The organism is Streptomyces sp. OR43, from assembly GCF_008042275.1.
Lineage (GTDB): Bacteria > Actinomycetota > Actinomycetes > Streptomycetales > Streptomycetaceae > Streptomyces.
The window spans coordinates 370,451-387,683 of sequence record NZ_RDBK01000008.1 but is presented as its reverse complement, the minus strand read 5'-3'; the positions used below and the strand labels follow the sequence as shown (position 1 = coordinate 387,683).

At 72.4% G+C, this 17,233-nt stretch carries 15 protein-coding genes; 6 read left to right on the top strand and 9 right to left on the bottom strand.

All coding sequences use genetic code 11. From position 1 onward, the window contains the following. Nucleotides 1-93: 93 nt before the first annotated feature. Nucleotides 94-2,346 (bottom strand): molybdopterin-dependent oxidoreductase, encoded by a 2,253-nt coding sequence (locus EAO72_RS05715; protein ID WP_148016087.1) that lies wholly within the window; start codon nucleotides 2,344-2,346, stop codon nucleotides 94-96. Nucleotides 2,347-2,713: 367 nt separating this feature from the next. On the opposite strand from EAO72_RS05715, the gene EAO72_RS05710 reads away from it, so the two are divergent. Further along, nucleotides 2,714-3,580, top strand: coding sequence for a GNAT family N-acetyltransferase (locus tag EAO72_RS05710; RefSeq protein WP_148016086.1), 867 nt, complete (start codon nucleotides 2,714-2,716; stop codon nucleotides 3,578-3,580). 99 nt (nucleotides 3,581-3,679) lie between these two features. On the opposite strand, the gene EAO72_RS05705 is transcribed toward EAO72_RS05710, so the two are convergent. From EAO72_RS05705 to EAO72_RS05690, 4 genes are all read right to left on the bottom strand, one after another. Then, nucleotides 3,680-4,300 carry a TetR/AcrR family transcriptional regulator gene (locus tag EAO72_RS05705; RefSeq protein WP_148016085.1) on the bottom strand — a complete coding sequence of 207 codons (621 nt, stop codon included), beginning with the start codon at nucleotides 4,298-4,300 and terminating at the stop codon, nucleotides 3,680-3,682. Nucleotides 4,301-4,380: 80 nt separating this feature from the next. Continuing rightward, on the bottom strand, nucleotides 4,381-5,691 hold the full coding sequence (locus tag EAO72_RS05700) for a hypothetical protein (protein WP_261991335.1): 1,311 nt from the start codon (nucleotides 5,689-5,691) through the stop codon (nucleotides 4,381-4,383). After that, nucleotides 5,688-6,521, bottom strand: a complete 834-nt coding sequence (locus EAO72_RS05695) for a cupredoxin domain-containing protein (protein ID WP_148016084.1) — start codon at nucleotides 6,519-6,521, stop codon at nucleotides 5,688-5,690. Before EAO72_RS05695 ends, EAO72_RS05700 begins: the two co-directional genes overlap by 4 nt. After that, nucleotides 6,518-8,701 (bottom strand): right-handed parallel beta-helix repeat-containing protein, encoded by a 2,184-nt coding sequence (locus EAO72_RS05690; RefSeq protein ID WP_261991334.1) that lies wholly within the window; start codon nucleotides 8,699-8,701, stop codon nucleotides 6,518-6,520. The genes EAO72_RS05695 and EAO72_RS05690 overlap by 4 nt, the downstream gene beginning before the upstream one ends. A 129-nt stretch (nucleotides 8,702-8,830) precedes the next feature. Here EAO72_RS05690 and hmgA point away from each other — a divergent pair, with 129 nt between their 5' ends. The 3 genes from hmgA to EAO72_RS05675 all read left to right on the top strand — a co-directional run bounded on the left by hmgA (nucleotide 8,831) and on the right by EAO72_RS05675 (nucleotide 12,331). After that, nucleotides 8,831-10,159, top strand: coding sequence for a homogentisate 1,2-dioxygenase (gene hmgA, locus EAO72_RS05685; protein ID WP_148016083.1), 1,329 nt, complete (start codon nucleotides 8,831-8,833; stop codon nucleotides 10,157-10,159). Between the two features lie 66 nt (nucleotides 10,160-10,225). Further along, on the top strand, nucleotides 10,226-11,011 hold the full coding sequence (locus EAO72_RS05680; RefSeq protein WP_148016082.1) for a GntR family transcriptional regulator: 786 nt from the start codon (nucleotides 10,226-10,228) through the stop codon (nucleotides 11,009-11,011). Nucleotides 11,012-11,113: 102 nt separating this feature from the next. Beyond that, on the top strand, nucleotides 11,114-12,331 hold the full coding sequence (locus EAO72_RS05675; RefSeq protein WP_148016081.1) for a type ISP restriction/modification enzyme: 1,218 nt from the start codon (nucleotides 11,114-11,116) through the stop codon (nucleotides 12,329-12,331). Nucleotides 12,332-12,462: 131 nt separating this feature from the next. Here EAO72_RS05675 and EAO72_RS05670 read toward each other — a convergent pair whose 3' ends face one another. Further along, nucleotides 12,463-13,173: a TetR/AcrR family transcriptional regulator gene (locus EAO72_RS05670; RefSeq protein ID WP_148016080.1), complete on the bottom strand. Its 711-nt coding sequence runs from the start codon at nucleotides 13,171-13,173 to the stop codon at nucleotides 12,463-12,465. A 63-nt stretch (nucleotides 13,174-13,236) separates the two neighbouring features. On the opposite strand from EAO72_RS05670, the gene EAO72_RS05665 reads away from it, so the two are divergent. Both EAO72_RS05665 and EAO72_RS05660 read left to right on the top strand, forming a co-directional pair. Further along, complete coding sequence (locus EAO72_RS05665) at nucleotides 13,237-14,199, top strand: ATP-binding cassette domain-containing protein (RefSeq protein ID WP_148016079.1); 963 nt, start codon at nucleotides 13,237-13,239, stop codon at nucleotides 14,197-14,199. Continuing rightward, the gene (locus tag EAO72_RS05660) at nucleotides 14,196-15,032 is read left to right on the top strand and encodes an ABC transporter permease (RefSeq protein ID WP_148016078.1); all 837 of its coding nucleotides are present in this window, start codon (nucleotides 14,196-14,198) and stop codon (nucleotides 15,030-15,032) included. The genes EAO72_RS05665 and EAO72_RS05660 overlap by 4 nt, the downstream gene beginning before the upstream one ends. Before the next feature lie 20 nt (nucleotides 15,033-15,052). On the opposite strand, the gene EAO72_RS05655 is transcribed toward EAO72_RS05660, so the two are convergent. The 3 genes from EAO72_RS05655 to EAO72_RS05645 form a co-directional block, all read right to left on the bottom strand. After that, nucleotides 15,053-15,661, bottom strand: coding sequence for a TetR/AcrR family transcriptional regulator (locus EAO72_RS05655; RefSeq protein ID WP_148016077.1), 609 nt, complete (start codon nucleotides 15,659-15,661; stop codon nucleotides 15,053-15,055). A 153-nt stretch (nucleotides 15,662-15,814) separates the two neighbouring features. Continuing rightward, entirely contained in the window at nucleotides 15,815-16,078 is a 264-nt protein-coding gene (locus EAO72_RS05650) for a hypothetical protein (protein ID WP_148016076.1), read from the bottom strand. Nucleotides 16,079-16,358: 280 nt separating this feature from the next. Beyond that, the gene (locus EAO72_RS05645) at nucleotides 16,359-17,150 is read right to left on the bottom strand and encodes an SGNH/GDSL hydrolase family protein (protein WP_148016075.1); all 792 of its coding nucleotides are present in this window, start codon (nucleotides 17,148-17,150) and stop codon (nucleotides 16,359-16,361) included. Nucleotides 17,151-17,233: the final 83 nt, after the last annotated feature.

The following is a 17,233-nucleotide window of genomic DNA, read 5'->3' as shown; positions in this document are numbered from 1 at the left end:
ATGACGTTAGGGCGCGCCATATGGCGTTAACAAGACGTTGACATGCGAGCAATACGAGCAAAACCCCAGGTCAACGCGGAGGTCACGCGCAGGTCAACGCGCAGGTGTCACGGTGACGGGGATGGCGTTGAGCACGGCGGTGCCGGAGAGCGGGTCGAGGCGGCTGCCGTCGAGGAGCTGGTTGACGTTGACGCCGGGCTGCGCGGAGGCGACGGACATCCGGGTGCCCGGCCGGTTGTGCCCCCAGCCGTGCGGGAGGCTCACCACACCGGTCCGTACGCCGTCGGTGACCTCGACCGGGACCGTGAGCTCGCCGCCGTCCGCCGTGACCGTGGCGGATGCGCCATCGGTCAGCCCGAGCCGGGCCGCGTCCTCGGGGTGGATCTGGAGGGTGCAGACGTTCGATCCGCCGCGGAGCGAGGCGACGTTGTGCAGCCAGCTGTTGTTGGAGCGCAGATGGCGGCGGCCGACGAGGACGAGCGCTTCGGGGTCCGTACGTCCGTCGAGGGCGCGGCGCAGCCGCGGCAGATCGGCCGCGATCGGCGCGGGGAACAGTTCGACGCGCCCGCTGCGGGTGGTGAGGACTTCCGGGACGCGGGGAGCGAGGGGGCCCAGGTCGATGCCGTGCGGGTGGGCGAGCAGCCGCTCCAGGCTCAGCCCGTCGGGGGCCGCGCCGAAGCCCTCGCCGTACGGGCCGAGGCGGAGCATCAGGTCGAGGCGCCGCTCCGCCCCGGTGCGGCCGGCGAGTTGGGCCCAGAGGCCGGCGGGGTCCCGGCCGTGGACGGGTGAGAGCGGGTCGGCGACCGCCTTGCCGAGGGCCCGGTCGATGATGCCGGTGTCCACGGCGTCCGGCTCGGCGCCGTGCGTCCCGGAGACGGCGAGGACGAGCCGGGCGAGGATCTCGGTCTCGTCCATCAGGCCTTCGGCCAGCGGCAGGGCGGGGCGGGTGTAGCGGACCTGGTTGCGCACGGCCAGGGTGTTGAACGCGAAGTCGAAGTGGGCGCTCTGCGAGGGCGGCGGCGGGGGCAGCACCACGTCCGCGTGACGGGACGTCTCGTTGAGATAGGGGTCCACGCTCACCATGAAGTCGAGCCCGTCGGCCAGCGCTCCGTCGAGCCGGTCGCCGTCGGGGGCGGAGAGCACGGGGTTCGCCGCCAGGACGATCAGCGCACGGATCCGCCCCTCGCCCGGTGTGCCGATCTCCTCGGCCAGGGCGGACATGGGCAGTTCACCCTTGGCCTCGGGGTGCCCGGAGACCCGGCTCGTCCACCGTCCGAGGGCGAACCCCTTGCCGGGGGCGGCGGGGCGCGGGGCCCGGGCGGTCGCGGAGAGCGGGAAGAGGGCGCCGCCGGGGCGGTCGAGGTTGCCGGTGAGGACGTTGAGTACGTCGACGAGCCAGCTGGCGAGGGTGCCGTGCTCGACGGTGCAGCTGCCGATCCGGCCGTACACGGCGGCGGTGGGGGCGGCGGCCAGCTCCCGGGCGAGCGTACGGATGGTCGCGGCGTCCACGTCGCAGGCCGCGGCGACGGCTTCGGGCGTGAAGTCGCTTACCGCTTGGGCGACTTCGTCGAACCCCTCGACGTGGTCCGCGAGCGCGCCGGGGTCGGTGAGCTTCTCCTCGAACAGGACGTGCGCCATCGCGGCGAGCAGGAGGGCGTCGGTGCCGGGCCGGATGGCCACGTGCCGGTCGGCAAGGCGCGCGGTGCGGGTGCGGCGCGGGTCGATGACGGTGAGGCTGCCGCCGCGGCGGCGCAGCGCCTTGAGCCTGCCGGGGAAGTCGGGGGCGGTGCACAGGCTGCCGTTGGATTCGAGGGGGTTGGCGCCCAGCATCAGCAGGTGGTCGGTGCGGTCCAGGTCCGGCACCGGGATGCTGTTCGGGTCGCCGAAGAGCAGTCCGCTGGAGACGTGCTTGGGCATCTGGTCCAGCGTGCTCGCGGTGAACAGCGCCCGGGTGCGCAGGGCGGCGAGCAGGGCGGGCGGGTAGAGCGCGCCGGCCATGGTGTGCACGTTGGGGTTGCCCAGGACGACGCCGACGGCCTGTGGCCCGTGCTCCTGCGCGAGAGCCGGCAGGGCGCGGGCGATCGCGTCGAAGGCCTCGCTCCAGCTCGCCTCGGTCAGCACGCCGTCCTTGCGGACCAGCGGGGTGCGCAGCCGGTCGGGGTCCTCGTCGAGACCGCCGACGGAGGCGCCCTTGGGGCAGATGAACCCCTTACTGAACACGTCCTCCCGGTCGCCACGGGCGCCGGTGACCCTGGTCCCCTCGATGGTGAGGGTGAGCCCGCAGGTGGCCTCGCAGAGGGGGCAGATGCGCAGGGCGGTACGGGAGCTGCTGGGGTCGTGCGGCATGGGCCCTCCCGGGCGGCGGCAGCGGTGGCGCGCGGACATGAGCAAGCACGGCCGAGCATACCGACCGGTACGCATGCTGGGGAGGTGCCGGGAGGAGAAGGTTGGCCTCCGGGTGGGTGCCCGAACGGGAGGACTCCGGGTGGCCGTCCGAACGGAGGACTCCGGACGGAAGTCAGCGGCTTGCGTCGTGGAGGGGCGCCCGAAGGAACTCCCCGGCCTCGTCGAGATCGGCCGTTCGGTCAGCGGGGCGTGCGCACCTCGCCGACGACAGGACCGCATGGCGGGCTTCGGACCGGCAGCGCGGAGGGCGCACCCCGAGGGATGTACGGAACGAACGGCCGGCGTGGGGCCTGCGGGATCATGGAGTATGCGCCCGGATGACTGGCACCTCACTGACGACGTCGACGACTTCCTCGCCCGAGCCGGGGACTTCCTCCGCTCGCGGCCCGCTCTGCACAACACTCCGCTGACGGACATCGAGAAGCTGCGGCTGCGCGCGGTGGCCGGGCAGGACGGCGAAGCTCCGGTCTTCGGCCGCCTGGAGTCGGGGAGCGGTGTCCGCGCGGTGTTCCACCTGACTCCGTACGGCCGCCTGGGTCTCACCTCCCTCTCCGCCGAGCAGACCGACGCCCTCGCCGCCCGCCTGGCCGGCCTCGGCCACTCGCCCGCCCACGTCATCGCGGACCGCGACACCGCCGCCGCTTTCGCCGAGTCGTGGCAGCGGCATACGGGCGCGGTACCCGTGCCCTTCTGGCGGACGCGTCTCTACCGCCTCGGCACGCTCACCCCGCCGCAGCCGAGCCCGGAAGGCCAGGGACGCGCCGCGGGCAGGGAGGACCATGAGCACGTCGTGCGCTGGTGCCGCGCGTTCTGTGTCGATGTCGGGGAGCAGCGCTCCATCGACCTGATCGACGCCGGTTCCTGGGGCGACTCGCGCTTCGGCGACAGGCACTTCACGCTCTGGGAGACCCCTGACGGCAGACCCGTCTCCATGGCGGCCGCGACCTCCGTCATCGGCGGGATGGTCCGGGTGGACCCGGTCTACACCCCGGCCCGCCTTCGGGGCCTCGGTTACGCGGGTGCGGTGACGGCCGAGGCGAGCCGGACCGCGCTGGCCGCGGGCGCGTCGGAGGTCGTCCTGTTCACGGACCCGGACAACCCCACGAGCAACGCCCTCTACCAGCGGCTCGGATACGTCCACCTCGCCGACTTCGCCGGGTACCGGTTCACCTGAGGCGCACGCGAACCGGGGCCGATACGGCTCGGCCCGGGGCCGATAGGGCTCGGCCCGGAGTCGATACCGCTCGGGCCGGTCTCGTCGCGGCGCGCGGTCTCATTCCAGTACGCGCGCGAGGTAGGCCCGGAGCAGCACCCTGGTCTCGGCGACGATGGCCCGGTCGCCGGACGGGTCGGCGCGGAAGGCGAGTTGGAGGAGGGCGTCGGCGGCCTCCACGCAGACCAGGATGGACCGCAGGAGAGCGTCGTCGGGTTCGCGGTCCAGATGGCCGGCGAGCAGTTCGGTGAGCCGGCCCGCGACGCGCTGGTTGGCGTCGTCGGCCGGGTCGCCGTCGGGTGCGGGGGCTCCGAAGTCGATGAGGGAGAAGCCGGGGACGGAGCTCTTCATCGCCAGGTACTCGTCGAGCACGGCGTCGATGGCGCGGCGCCAGTCGCCGGCCGGGAGGGCGGCCAGCCGGGCGGTGATGCGCTCGGCGTAGCTGTCCAGGTTGCGGCGGGCCAGCGCGTCGGCCAGGGCCCGCTTGTTGGAGAAGAACCGGTAGACGGAGCCGATGGGGACTCCGGCGCGCACGGCCACGGCCCGGGTGGAGAGCTGCTCGTAGCCGGTCTCGTCGAGGAGTTCGGCGCAGGCGTCGAGTATCCGGGCGAGGCGCTCGGCGCTGCGCTGCTGAACGGGGGCGCGGCGGAGGTTCGTGTTCGCATGGGGCACGGGTTCCATGATGCCGTGGGCCTCCTCGGCCGGGGGCGGGGGTGCGCCCCCGGACTCGGGCTCGGGCTCCGGGGCGAGGGCGGCCCGCCTCAGGCGATCAGCAGGGCCAGTCCGCCGATCGTGTACGCGACCATCAGGACCAGGAGCGGCAGTTGGCCGGCGACGGCGCGGCCGGGCGGGAAGAGCCGGACGGAGCGGTCGTGGGCGGCGACGACGCCGAGGACATGGCCGACGACGATCGCGAGGACCTGGAGCGTGGCGGTGCCGCCCGGGCCCAGGGGCGGTTCGGGCGGTGCGGGATTGTCAGTGCCGAGTGCCATCATGACGGTACGTGGCCCTTCGGTGACGAAGAGTGTGAAGTAGTGGGCCACCAGATAGCCGAGGGCGATCGGGATGAGGGAGTGCGCGAAGGCGGTGAGGGGGTGCGGAAGCCGGCCGGAGAGAAGCCGGGTGGATCCGGCGCACAGGGCGTAGAGGGCGGCGACGAGGGCGACGGCGCCGAGGAGTCCGAGGGTGGCGGTGGTGGTACGGCCCAGGGCCGAGGTCTGGACGGTGCTGATCCAGGAGGGCGCGTCGGAGAAGCCGTCGTAGGCCGTGGAGCCGAGCATCACGCAGACAGTGGCGACGAGCCCGGGGAGCTGGGGCGTGGCGTCGAGTCCGTTGAACGGGGAGCGCAGCACGAGGCGGCGGTCGGCCGGGCGGCGGCCGAGCGGCGAGAGGCGGGCGAGGAGGCCCGAATAGACCTCGAAGGCGTCGGCGTGGTCGAACCAACTGGCGCCGTACAGGGCGGCGCCCGCGAGGTGGGCGGCGCAGTAGAGGGCGAGGAAAAGGAGCAGGGCAGTGGATGAGGCGGGGTCGGGGGCCACGAGTTCGAGCCAGGTGAAGGCGAGGAGCCCGGCCGCCGCGGGCCACATCCCGACGCGCGGGGGCAGGGGCCGGCCGGCGGCCGGGTCGCGGCGGAGCACGCGGCAGCCGAGGAGGTGCAGGGTGCGCAGTGGGTTGAGCAGCCGCCAGACGGGGCCGAGCAGCAGCGATGCGGGGACGAGCCCGACCCACAGGAGTACGTAGACGGCGCCCGGGGCTGGGTTGCGGTCCGGGTCGGCCGGGCCGAGGACGAGGCACAGCGCGACCAGGAGCGCGGCGGCCACGCCCAGCGCGCGGACGGTGATGCGGGTGGGGCGGGCGTCGGCCGCGCGCTGGACGGCGGCCGGCAGGGGGCGGCCCGCCCGGTCGCCGCGGAACCGGGAGGCGGACCAGAGCAGGCCGAGCGCGAGGAAGGAGACGAAGAGCGCGGCGAAGGCTCCCGCGAAGGCGTAGAAGGGCGAGAGGGGCAGGTCGTGCTGGGCGCCGATGCCATGGGCGAGGACGCTCACGGCACCGGGATCGTCGAGGGCCGTCACCGTACGACGAGTTGGGTCAGGAGCAGGTCGGACTCGTGCGTCTCGACCTCGAAGAGCCCGGTGCGGTCGGCGGTGAAGGTCAGGGTGACGGCCCGGCCGGCGGGCAGCCGCGCCTCCTTGTCGTAGCCGTGGACGTGCAGGGTGTCGTCGCGGTCGCTGCGCACGAGGAGGCGCACGGTCCGGCCCTTCTTGACCTCGGTGCGCCCCGGGGCGGGGTCGACCTTGCCGTCGCGGATCGATATCTCCGCGGTGGCGTCGGGGGTGGCGGTGGGCGCGGGTGCGGGTGCCGAGGTGGCGCCGCCCAGGGTGGTGACGGCCTGGACCGGGGCGGTGCCGACCGCCCAGGCGGTGTGGTCGTCGGCGTAGAGGCGGGCGGTCAGCCGGGTGCCGCCCCCGGCGGTGCGCAGGAGCGACGTCGGGAGATGGAACCAGGTGCCGTAGATCCTGGCGAGGGGGTGGCCGTCGAGGAAGAGCCGGGCGTGGCCGCGTCCGAGGAGTGCGGCGCCGCCGACGCTGTCCGGGGTGAACCGGAAGTTGCGTACGGAGAGGTGGACGTTCCAGCCGTCCTCCGAGTCGGGCCGCGCGGCGACCGTGACCTCGGGGGCGCCCTGGGCGTCGACCTGGCGCAGCCGGTTGCCGGAACCGTCGTCCGCGGTCAGGAGCCTGCCGTTGCTGCCGGTGGCCTGCTCATGACTGGTGCCCGGCTTGTGGTGGGTGGCGGCCCGCCCCCCACAGGCGCTCGCGCCCAGCAGGAGGGCGGCGGCGAGCAGAACGGCCGCGGACCTGCGTCCGCGGGGCGGCGCCCACGCCCGGTTCGGGTGTCGGTTCACGACGGTTCCCCGTTCGGTTCCGCGGACGGCGGGGTGGGCGAGGCAGGCCGGACAGGTTCGCCCTGAACCACCGCGCCTTCGGAACCGGTCGCCGGATCCGCAGCGGGCTCCTCGCCGGTGCGCGGACTGCTCGGCCTGGTCTGGGTGGTGTGGGCCGTCGTGGCCGCGTCCGGCGTCCCCGTCGCGCGCTCACCGTGGCGGGCGGCGGCCACGACGGCCCACACCACCCAGACCAGGCCGAGCAGTCCGCGCACCCAGGCCGGGCTCAGCGGGATCCACGGGATGATGAACACACCCTTGTCCAGCGCGTCGAGCAGCGTCAGCCCGCCCAGCGCCACCGTGGTCCAGCCCAGTCCCGGCCGCTCCCGGCGCAGCACCAGCCCAATGCCCGTCCACCAGACCCCCGTCAGCAGCAGCGCGAGTGCGGGCACATAGGTGGCGGCCAGGCCCGTGGTCGACCCGGCCACGTCCAGTACGAGGCCGATGAGGCCGAGGACCGTGGCGGCCGTGGCGAGCCGGTCGGCCCGCAGCCGGCGCCACCACAGCACCCCGCCGACCAGCACCAGCACCACCGCGATTCCGAGGGACGCCTGCACCTCGATGCGCTCGATGCCGCGCGCCCCGTACCAGTCGCAGCCGGCCGGCAGCCGCCGCGCCTGCACGTTGTAGTCGGCGCAGACCAGCAGCTGGGCGAGCTTGACGGGCTCCCCCACCAGCCGGTCGGTGCTGCCCGTGACCGAGCCGCGCCCGGATCCGCACGAGGGCAGGGAGCGCGGGGTGGACGCGCCCGCGTCGGACTGCCAGCAGTTTCCCGACCCCTGGCCGTCCCACCACACATCGGTGCCGTTGGGGCGCGAGCGGCCCTGCTTGTCGGTGCCCAGGTGGTTGTTCGCGTACCGGTTGTGGTGCGAGGTGTCGGTCTGCTTGCCGAGGGCGTCCTCGCCACGGATGAAGGCGGGTACGGCGCTCAGGAAGAAGGCGGCGCGCTTCTGTCCGTAGACCCAGTTGTTCTCGTAGAGGTTCCAGTTGCCGCCGGCGGTGATGATGCCGGTGCCCGGGGGCATGGAGATCTGCGGGCAGACCACCCCGCCCTCGTAACCGCGCTCGACGGGCGGCTTGGCGCAGGTGCCGTCGGCGACGTACGGGTAGTAGTCGGCGTTGTTGTCGTGGATCAGGTTGCGCTCGAAGCGGGCGTGGTTCTGCGGCAGTCCGGGGTGGCCGGGGAAGGCGCTGTCCATCGAGGCGCCGCCCATGTTGTGGTCGAACTCGTTGTCGTGGACGTAGACGGAGTCGCCCGCCGTGCCCGAGTAGCCGACCATGTTGTGGTGGCTGCGGCAGCCGGTGATCTCGATCGAGTAGCGCGGCACCGCGTAGCCGTAGCCGTCGTTGATGTCCGACGCGCTGCCCGGATAGATGCCGGAGTCGCCGTTTCCGTACGACTCGCAGTTCTTGTACAGGCCGTGGTCACTGGCGAAGGTCAGGAAGCCGTACTCGTCGTTCCACCGGGTCAGGACGTCGTCGATGACGAAGCCGTCCTGGGCCAGGATGTACAGCGAGTTGAACGTGGTGCGCTGGGCGGTGAAGTTCTTGAAGTAGACCCCGTCGGAGCCGTCCGCGCGGACCGCGTTGAGCTTCTGGTACTTGGCGTCGATGACGACGTCCGTGCGCGCGGCGCCCGTGCCCTCGATCTGGAGGTCCTTCTTGCCGAGGATCGCCACCAGGTTCTGGTTGTGCGGGCACTTCGCCTGCTGTTCGTAGCTCAGGATCTGGTAGCCGAGCTGCGAGTCGGGGGCCTTCAGCCGCTCGCACTCCCCCTTCGGCGCCGGGAGCGAGGGCTCCTCCTCGTAGAGTCCGGGCAGGATCGCGATGTTCTTCCCGGGCCCGGTGACGGCGTCGACGGCCTGCTGGAGATGGCGGTAGCCGGACTTCCGGCACCGGTCGAAGAGCGTCAGGTTCCTGGCCCGCAGGGCGTCCGGGAAGCCGGATATCCGGCGCTCGAAGTCGGCCCGGTCGCTCTTGCAGACCAGGAGATCGGGCTCACCCGTGCGGTACGTGGGAACGCTGCCGGTGCCGTCGGGCAAGGTGACGGGCCGTTCCTCGTGCGCCTGGGCGGCCGGGGCCGCGAGCAGGGCGGCCGCGAGGGCCGCCAGAACCACCAAAAGTCTTCGTGTCCACGACATGAGCCGGAGAGTAGAGCATTGTTCACCTTCTGGAACCCCCCTGTGCCGCACGAATGCCGTTGACTCTCGCCGCTTCGATTCCTACGGTTGAGCATAGGATTCCAGGATTCTCATGCACCGGGAGCACATATGAGCGGCATCGAGCAGGCGCGGAAGACGGCGGAAGGGCTCGCGCACTCCGCCGGATTCGGCAATCAGCACAGCTCGGAAGCGGTGCCGGGAGCGCTGCCGCACGGCCGCAACTCACCCCAGCGCGCCCCGCTGGGGCTCTACGCGGAACAGCTCAGCGGTTCGGCCTTCACCGAGCCGCGCGCCCACAACCGCCGCTCCTGGCTCTACCGGATCCGCCCCTCCGCGGCCCACCCGCCGTTCACCCGTACCGACAACGGCACCCTGCGCACCGCCCCGTTCACCGAGACCGTCCCGGACCCCAACCGGCTGCGCTGGGACCCGCTCCCGGAGCCCGCGCCCGGCACGGACTTCCTTTCCGGTCTGTGGACGCTGGGTGGAAACGGCAACGCCGCCGAGCGCAGCGGCATGGCCGTGCACCTCTACGCCGCCAACACCACGATGAACGACCGGGTGTTCAGCGACAGCGACGGCGAGCTGCTCATCGTCCCCGAGCACGGCGGTCTCCTGCTGCGCACCGAACTGGGCCTGCTGCGCGCGGAACCGGGCCACGTGGCACTGATCCCGCGCGGTGTCCGCTTCCGGGTCGAACTGCTCGACGCCACCGCCCGGGGCTATGTCTGCGAGAACTACGGCAGTCCCTTCGTTCTCCCCGACCTCGGCCCGATCGGCGCCAACGGCCTCGCGAACGCACGGGACTTCCTCGCCCCGGTCGCCGCGTACGAGGACGTGGAGCGCCCGGTCGAGGTGGTCAACAAGTACTGCGGCAACCTCTGGTCGGCGACGTACGACCACTCGCCACTGGATGTGGTCGCCTGGCACGGCAACCACACCCCGTACGTCTACGACCTGCGCCGGTTCAACGTCATCGGCTCGGTCAGCTACGACCACCCGGACCCGTCGATCTTCACGGTGCTGACCTCGCCCACGGACACCCCCGGTCTGGCCGGGGTCGATTTCGTGGTGTTCGCGCCGCGCTGGCTGGTGGGCGAGGACACCTTCCGGCCGCCGTACTTCCACCGCAACGTCATGAGCGAGTACATGGGCCTGATCGAGGGCGCGTACGACGCGAAGACGGCCGGCGAGGGCGGTTTCGTTCCCGGCGGCGGCTCCCTGCACAACATGATGTCGGCGCACGGACCGGACCGGGAGACCTTCGACCGGGCGAGCGCGGCGGAGCTGAAGCCGCAGAAGATCGACGACGGCCTGGCCTTCATGTTCGAGACCCGCTGGCCGGTCACCGCGACCGGGCAGGCGGCGACGGCCGGACACCTTCAGCACGGATACGACGACGTGTGGCAGGGTCTGACCCGCAACTTCAGGCCGTAAAGGGCCTCGTATTACTTCAGGCCGCAAGGGCTCCGTGCCGCAGCGACGACGAACGCAGGTGACCAGGTGCCGCAGCCCTCTGAGACGCCCCCCACGGCCCCCGGAGCCGCCTTCGCACCCGACTCACTGGTCCTGAACCGCAAGCTCCCGCTGTGGTATCAGGTCTCGCAGTCGTTGCGGGCCTCGATACTGGGCCGCACCGCGGACGCCACGCTGCGGCTGCCGACGGAGGAACAGCTCGCCGCGCACTACGGCGTCAGCGTCCTCACGATGCGCCAGGCGCTGAAGGAGCTGGAGACGGAGGGGCTCATCAGCCGGCACCGGCGGCGCGGCACGTTCATCGAGCCCCGCGCACGCCGGGTGTCGCCGGTGCGGCTGATGGGTTCGATCGACGCGATCGTCGCCCAGCAGTCGGGCGAGCGCACCACCCTGCTCGACCACGGCCCGTCCCCGGTGCCGGGCGATGTCGCGGAGCACTTCCCCGGCTGCGCCGAAGTCGTCGGCTACCGGCGCCTGCGGTGCGAGGAGGACACCGGCGAGCCGACCAACTGGGCGCAGAACTGGGTCCATCCGGAGGCCGCGGCCGGGATCGACCCCGCCGACCTCGAACGCTGGCCGATGACCAAGGTGCTGCGCGACCGCGCCGGCGTCCCGATCGCCCGGATCACCGACACGGTCGAGGCCCGGCTCGCCGACCCGGCCACCGCCGGACTGCTCCGGGTCCCGCTGCTCAGCCCGATCCTGTACTACACGGGCGTGGCGTACGACGAGAGCGGTCGGGTGGTCGATGTGGCGCAGATCCGCTACCGGGGCGACCGGTTCTCCTTCTCGGTCACGGTGGAGACCCACTGACGGCGCCACCCCACGCTCCGGCGGGCGCCCTGCCGGGCCGCGGGACTCCGCCGTTACGATGCCGGGGAAGGCGGCAGACGTGGCGACGGGGAGGACGACACGGTGGCAGCTCCGGCAGCGGCCGGCTCCGGCGAGGGCCCGCACAGCCCGCTCCTCGACGACCTCATGCCCTGGTCGGTGCGGCCGCTCAGGACCGGGCGGCCGTGGGTGACCGCCCCCGACGCGGGTTCCCTCAGGGCCCGCTGGGAGCGTCTCGTCCGGGCCCCGGAAGCCGAACGCGAGCAGCTTTTCGGGCCCACCCGCACGCGCGGTCCGCAGACCCCGGTGGCGGCGCTGCCCGGCCAGTCCAGCGGCACCGGCCAGTTCGCCCGCGATCCGGGGCCGTGCCCGAAGCCCGTACGGATCCTGCACGGGCCCTTCGACGAGCAGTGGCTGCTCCCCGACCACCGCCTGATCGACGTGGCCCGGCCCGAGCTGTGGCGGGTCGCCGACGGGCATCAGTTCTTCCTCGTCGAGCACGGCCGGGTGCCCCAGGACACCGGCCCCGCCCTCTCGGTGACCGCACTGCTCCCTGACGGCCACTCCCCCGCGGGGCGGCCCGGCCGGATCCGCCCGCTGTTCCGGCGCCCCGGCGGCGTCGAACCCAACCTGGCCCCCGGACTGCTCGGCCTGCTGCGGGCCCGCCACGGGGACGCGGTCACCGCCGAGTCGGTACTGGCCTGGATCCTCGCGGCGGCCCGCCGCACTCCGGACGGCTGCGCGGTGCCGCTGCCCGCGGACACCGCGCGCTGGTCGGCGGGCGTGGAGCTGGGGCACGAGCTGCTGAGGGTCCAGTTGCGCGGGGCCCGGGGCGGGGAGCGCCCCCGGCTGCCGGGCGGCCGGCGCCCCTATGTGCGGGCCGCCGTGCCGGCCGCCCCGGCGGAGCTCTCCTACGATGCCGGGGAGCAGGTGCTGAGCCTCGGTACGGGCCGCATCTCGCCGGTGCCCGCCGGTGCGTGGGAGTTCCGGGTGGGCGGCGTACGGGTACTGGAGCTGTGGTTCGGGCGCCGGACGGCGGCGCCCGGGGCCGGCGGCCTGGAGGCCGTGCTGCCCCGCGTCTGGCCGCAGGAGTGGACGTCGGAGCTGCTGGAACTGATCACGCTGCTCGCGCTGCTCGCCGAACTGCGGCCGCGGCAGGAGGAGCTGGCGGAAGGTCCGGAGATCGGCGTGCCCGAACTGCGGGCGGCGGGTGTGCTGCCGGTTCCGGTGGCGGCCCGGCGTCCGGCCTCCGTGCTCGACCACCAGGAGGAGGGCCCGGACGGCCAGTTCGCCCTGCTGTGAGCGGGGCCGTTCGGCGCGCCCGCCCTGCTGCACGCGACCGAAAGAGCCCAGCACCGCCCTGCTACGCGCGGCCGAACGAGTCCAGCACCCGCCGCCCTACGCGCGCCCGAAAGAGCCCAAAACCCGCCGCCCTACGCGCGCCCGAACGAGTCCAGCACCCGGGCGAGTGCCCGGTCGAACACGGCATCCAGATCGATCGGTCCGGGGTCCTCGGCGAATCCGGCCGCCATCCGCGGATACTTCCCGGTCATGATCTGGCTGATCAGGTACCCGGTGCGGGCGGCCTGCTCCTGTTCCTCGGACCAGGGCAGCGACCGGCTGCGCTCCGCCGTGGCGATCTCGTTGGCGGTGTAGGTGGTGACCACGCCGTTGAGCATGGCGATGAGTTCCATCTTCTCGCCGAACCGCGCGTCGACCCCGTCCAGACAGCTCAGCGCGTACTCCAGGTACCGCAGGGCGTTCGGGCTGAACCCGTACACCGGTGACATCAGCCGGGGCACCCAGGTGTGTCGGCGCATCATTCCGCGGGCCTGGTGGGCGAGGGCGAGGAGATCGGCGCGCCAGTCACCGGACGGGTCCGGGAGGTCGTAGCCGGCGCTGACCGCGTCGAGCATCAGCTCGTACAGGTCCTCCTTGCGGGGGACGTAGTTGTAGAGCGACATGGTGCCGCAGCCCAGTTCGGCCGCCACCTTCCGCATCGACACCGCGTCGAGCCCTTCCGCGTCCGCGATGCGCACGGCTGCCGCAGCGATGTCCGCCCGGCTGAACGCGGGCTTGGGGCCACGCCCCGCACGCTCGGGACGCGCCCAGATCACTTCCGGTACTGCGGGTCGCCCCACCATTGATCACCACCTCGGTCACCATGGTAGTTACGTACACCGTACGTAGTGCGGTACCGTTGCGGCATGACAACTACGTACGCTGTACTTAGTGAAGGTCTGGAGAAGCGCTACGGCGACGTCCACGCGCTGCGCGGCCTCGATCTGGCCGTCGCCGAAGGCACCGTCTGCGGGGTGCTGGGGCCCAACGGCGCCGGCAAGACCACCGCCGTCCGCGTCCTCACCACGCTGACCGCGCCGGCCGGCGGCAGCGCCCGGATCGCGGGCCACGACGTGGTGCGGGAGGCCGGGGCCGTACGGGCGGCGATCGGCGTCACCGGGCAGAGCGCCTCCGTCGACGGGGAGCTGTCCGGCCGGCAGAACCTGCGGCTCTTCGCCAGGCTGCTCAAGTACCGGGGCGAGGTGGCCCGTACCCGGGCCGACGAGCTCCTCGAACGCTTCGGGCTGACCGACGCCGCCGACCGCCCGGCCCGCACCTACTCGGGCGGGATGCGCCGCCGTCTGGACCTCGCCGCCAGCCTGCTGGCCCGCCCGCAGGTGCTGTTCCTGGACGAGCCGACCACCGGACTCGACCCGCACAGCCGCAACCAGATCTGGGCGGCGGTACGGGAGCTCGCGGGCCTCGGCACCACCGTCCTGCTCACCACGCAGTATCTGGAGGAGGCCGATCAGCTGGCCGACGACATCGTGCTCGTCGACAGCGGGCGCGCCGCCCACAGCGGCAGCCCCGCCGAACTGAAGGCCAGGATCGGCAGTTACGCCGAGGTCGTCGTCGCGCACGCCTCCGCGCTCGATCTCGCGGCGGCCGTGCTGGACCAGCTGACGGGCACCGAGCCGGTGCTCGACCACGAGCGCCGCACGGTGGGCGCGGTCACCACGGACGTCTCGCTCACCCTGCCCCGGATCGTCCGCGAACTGGACGCGGCGGGCGCGGCGGTGATCGACGCGAGTCTGCGCCCGCCCACCCTCGACGAGGTCTTCCTGCGCCTGACCGGCCGCAGCACCCCCATCAAGGAGACGGCAGCATGAGCACCGACGCACTCGTGACGGAACGACGGACAGCGGACGCCACCGCGCCCGCGCACACACCCGTCGCGGACGGCCTGGCCGTGCTCGGCCGCCATCTGCAACGGATCAAGGCGGCCCCGGGCGTCCTGATCCTCACTCAGACCATGCCGATCACGATGCTGCTGTTCTTCGGGTACGTCTTCGGCAGCGCCCTGGCCGTCCCCGGCCAGGAGTACCGCGCCTTCCTGGTGCCGGGGCTGCTGGCCGCGACCGCGGCGAACGGCATCATGACGGGCATGTTCCAGTCCGCACAGGACTGCCACCGGGGCGTGATGGACCGGTTCCGCACCCTGCCGATGAGCCGGTCCGCCGTGCCGTTCGGACAGACCGCGGCCGATGTGCTGACCACGGCCGTCGGCCTGCTCCCGCTGATGCTGGTCGGCCTGGCCGTGGGCTGGAGGATCGAGGGCGGCCCGGCCGCCGCGGTGGGCGCGTTCGGACTGCTGCTGCTGTTCCGGTTCGCGACGTCATGGGTGGGCTGCTGGCTGGGACTCCTGATCCGGAACGAGGAGGCCGCCGGACAGCTGGGCGCGGCCACGTTCATCCTGCCGCTGCTCTCCAGCGCGTACATCCCGACCGACAACCTGCCGGGCTGGCTGCGCACGCTCGCGGAGTGGAATCCGATCAGCGCCGTCGCCGCGGCCGCCCGCGACCTCTTCGGCAACGCCGTACCGGCCGCCGACGCCGCCTGGCCGGTCGCCCATCCGGTGGCCGGAACGCTGCTCTGGTCCGCGGTGCTGCTCGCGGTCGCCGTGCCGCTGTCCGTACGCCTCTACTCGCGCGGCGGCGAATGACGGTACCGGCGCCCACCGGCTCAGCCGGGCAGCGCGACCGGCCGGTCCAGCGTGCCCAGCAGGGCGATGAAAGCCGACTCCAGGAAGGCGCCGAGGGCGTCGAGGGCGTCCGGCTCGTCGAGCGGCCAGTTGGTGACGGCCTCCTCGGCGAAGGCCATCCAGGCCCGGGCGGCGACCATCAGCCGGGGCGAGTCCGGCATCCCGAGCCGCCGCTGGCCCTCCGCCACGCGCCGGGCCACCAGGGTGCGCGTGGACTCGACGATGTCCTCCACGGCGGGATGGCTGCCGGCGGCGCCCCGGACCAGCGCGAGATAGACCCTGCGATGCTCCGTGACGTACGCCGTGAAGCCGGCGATGAACGCCCGCAGCCAGGCGACGGGCTCCAGCGAGACGTCCGGATCCATGGCTGCGGCGAAGTCGTCGCACTCCCGCTGCACCATGGAGCGGTAGAAGTCGCGCTTGGAGTCGAAGTAGTGGAAGAGCAGCCCCCGGGAGATCCCGGCGCGGCGTGCCACATCGTCGGTGGAGAGTTCGTCCAGCGAGCGATCGGAGAGCATGTCCACGCCAATCGTGACCAACTGCGCCCTTCGCTCGTCGGGACTCAGGCGCGCAGCTCGCTTCTCGGACATGCGGACAGTGTAGAAGTACTTCGGGACCGAATTACCTCGGAGTCCCCTCCACCGGCGGGCGAGAGGCTCACGCGGACATGGCGACGCGCCACTGCCGGCTCCGGGGATGACGGAAGAGCGGGCAGCAGCGCGAGGCCGGGACCGGGCGTCGGATCAGCGGCGGCTGCCGAAGAGCGAGCGCCGCAGTCGCCGCAGCGGGGCGAAGAGCGAGACCCTCGCACTTCTGCTCCGGCGGGTGTGCGCGACATCGCGCGAGGTGAGCTCGAGCATCAGCAGCGTCGCCTCCGCGGACTCACGCTGCGGGACGGCGGGGCCGCCCAGCACTGCGAGATGGCGGTCGAGGCGCGAACTCGTCGCACCGCTCCCGCATGTGATGGCAGGCACACGCGGCCTGCTACGCATCGTTATCTGTTCCATGTCACTCCCCACCCGTACGAGGGCACCCGGCCCGGGCAGGTTAACCCTATCGCCCCGCGGCGACACGCGTGTATCCCGGGCGCAGGATTGAGCACACACATACGGAGGTTGACGACCTGTCCGCGAATCTGCCCGATTCCAGGGCGAGTTGGACAGATCGTCAACGTCCGTACGGATCAGACCCATCGGGCCCGCCCACCGGAAAAGGCCCTGACCTGCAAGGCTCCTACGGCAGGCGGCATGACGGGCAGCCGGACAGCGCGGACGAAACCCGCGCCGGTCAGTCGAGCGAGTTGAGGACGGGCAGATAGCCACCGGACTGCCCGGCGGCGAAGGGGTGGTAGGACTCGCCGATGTTGAGCCAGTTGAGACTGTGCAGCCAGACACTCCCGGAGCAGATCTCGTGCCCGGTGAACGCCCCGGTGACATCACCGAAGGTGAAGCCGTGGTCGGCGGCACGTTTGGCGGTGGCCGCGTTGAGGTAGTCGGCGGCGCCGTTGATGGCGGTGCGCACCTTGTCACTCAGGCCGACGACGCAACTGCCGCCGATCTTGTAGAAGCGGGGGTAGCCGAGCACGACGACGCGGGCGGACGGAGCCTTGGCACTGATCGCGTCGTACACCGAGTCGAGCCGGCCGGGCAGCGTGGAGTCCACATAGCTGCGGGCGGTGGCGATCCGGTTGAGGCAGGTGGCCTCCGACTGGAGGACACAGGTCGTCATGACATCGGCGAATCCGGCGTCGTTGCCGCCGACGGAGATCGAGACGAGGTCGGTCGAGGCAGTGAGCGGTCCGAGCTGACTCGCGGTCACGTCGTTGGTGCGGGCACCCGAGCAGGCCGTGAAGGCGAAGGAAGCGGGCGCGTGGGCGGCCGCCCAGAGCGAGGGGTAGGCGAGGGTGCTGCGCTTGCAGTCGCCGCTGGAGCCGATGTAGCTGCCGGAGCCGACTCCCGAGGAGTAGGAGTCGCCCAGCGCGACGTAGTCGACGGCTTGGACGGACGGTGCGGCGTTCGCGGTGGCCGCCCCGGTCAGGGCGATGACGGCGCCGAGCAGGAGTGAGGACGATAACGCCATGAGTCTGGACATTTTCATGGAAGCTCCCTTGGACCGGCCGACAGGATCTCTGCCACATCCGTGGTAGCAGCAGCGAAGCCCCT

Coding starts and splice junctions, on each gene's coding strand:
- EAO72_RS05715 (WP_148016087.1), bottom strand. CDS start 2,346: ATGCCGCACGACCCCAGCAGCTCCCGTACCGCCCTGCGCATCTGCCCC.
- EAO72_RS05710 (WP_148016086.1), top strand. CDS start 2,714: ATGCGCCCGGATGACTGGCACCTCACTGACGACGTCGACGACTTCCTC.
- EAO72_RS05705 (WP_148016085.1), bottom strand. CDS start 4,300: ATGGAACCCGTGCCCCATGCGAACACGAACCTCCGCCGCGCCCCCGTT.
- EAO72_RS05690 (WP_261991334.1), bottom strand. CDS start 8,701: ATGTCGTGGACACGAAGACTTTTGGTGGTTCTGGCGGCCCTCGCGGCC.
- hmgA (WP_148016083.1), top strand. CDS start 8,831: ATGAGCGGCATCGAGCAGGCGCGGAAGACGGCGGAAGGGCTCGCGCAC.
- EAO72_RS05670 (WP_148016080.1), bottom strand. CDS start 13,173: ATGGTGGGGCGACCCGCAGTACCGGAAGTGATCTGGGCGCGTCCCGAG.
- EAO72_RS05665 (WP_148016079.1), top strand. CDS start 13,237: ATGACAACTACGTACGCTGTACTTAGTGAAGGTCTGGAGAAGCGCTAC.
- EAO72_RS05660 (WP_148016078.1), top strand. CDS start 14,196: ATGAGCACCGACGCACTCGTGACGGAACGACGGACAGCGGACGCCACC.
- EAO72_RS05655 (WP_148016077.1), bottom strand. CDS start 15,661: ATGTCCGAGAAGCGAGCTGCGCGCCTGAGTCCCGACGAGCGAAGGGCG.
- EAO72_RS05650 (WP_148016076.1), bottom strand. CDS start 16,078: ATGGAACAGATAACGATGCGTAGCAGGCCGCGTGTGCCTGCCATCACA.
- EAO72_RS05645 (WP_148016075.1), bottom strand. CDS start 17,150: ATGGCGTTATCGTCCTCACTCCTGCTCGGCGCCGTCATCGCCCTGACC.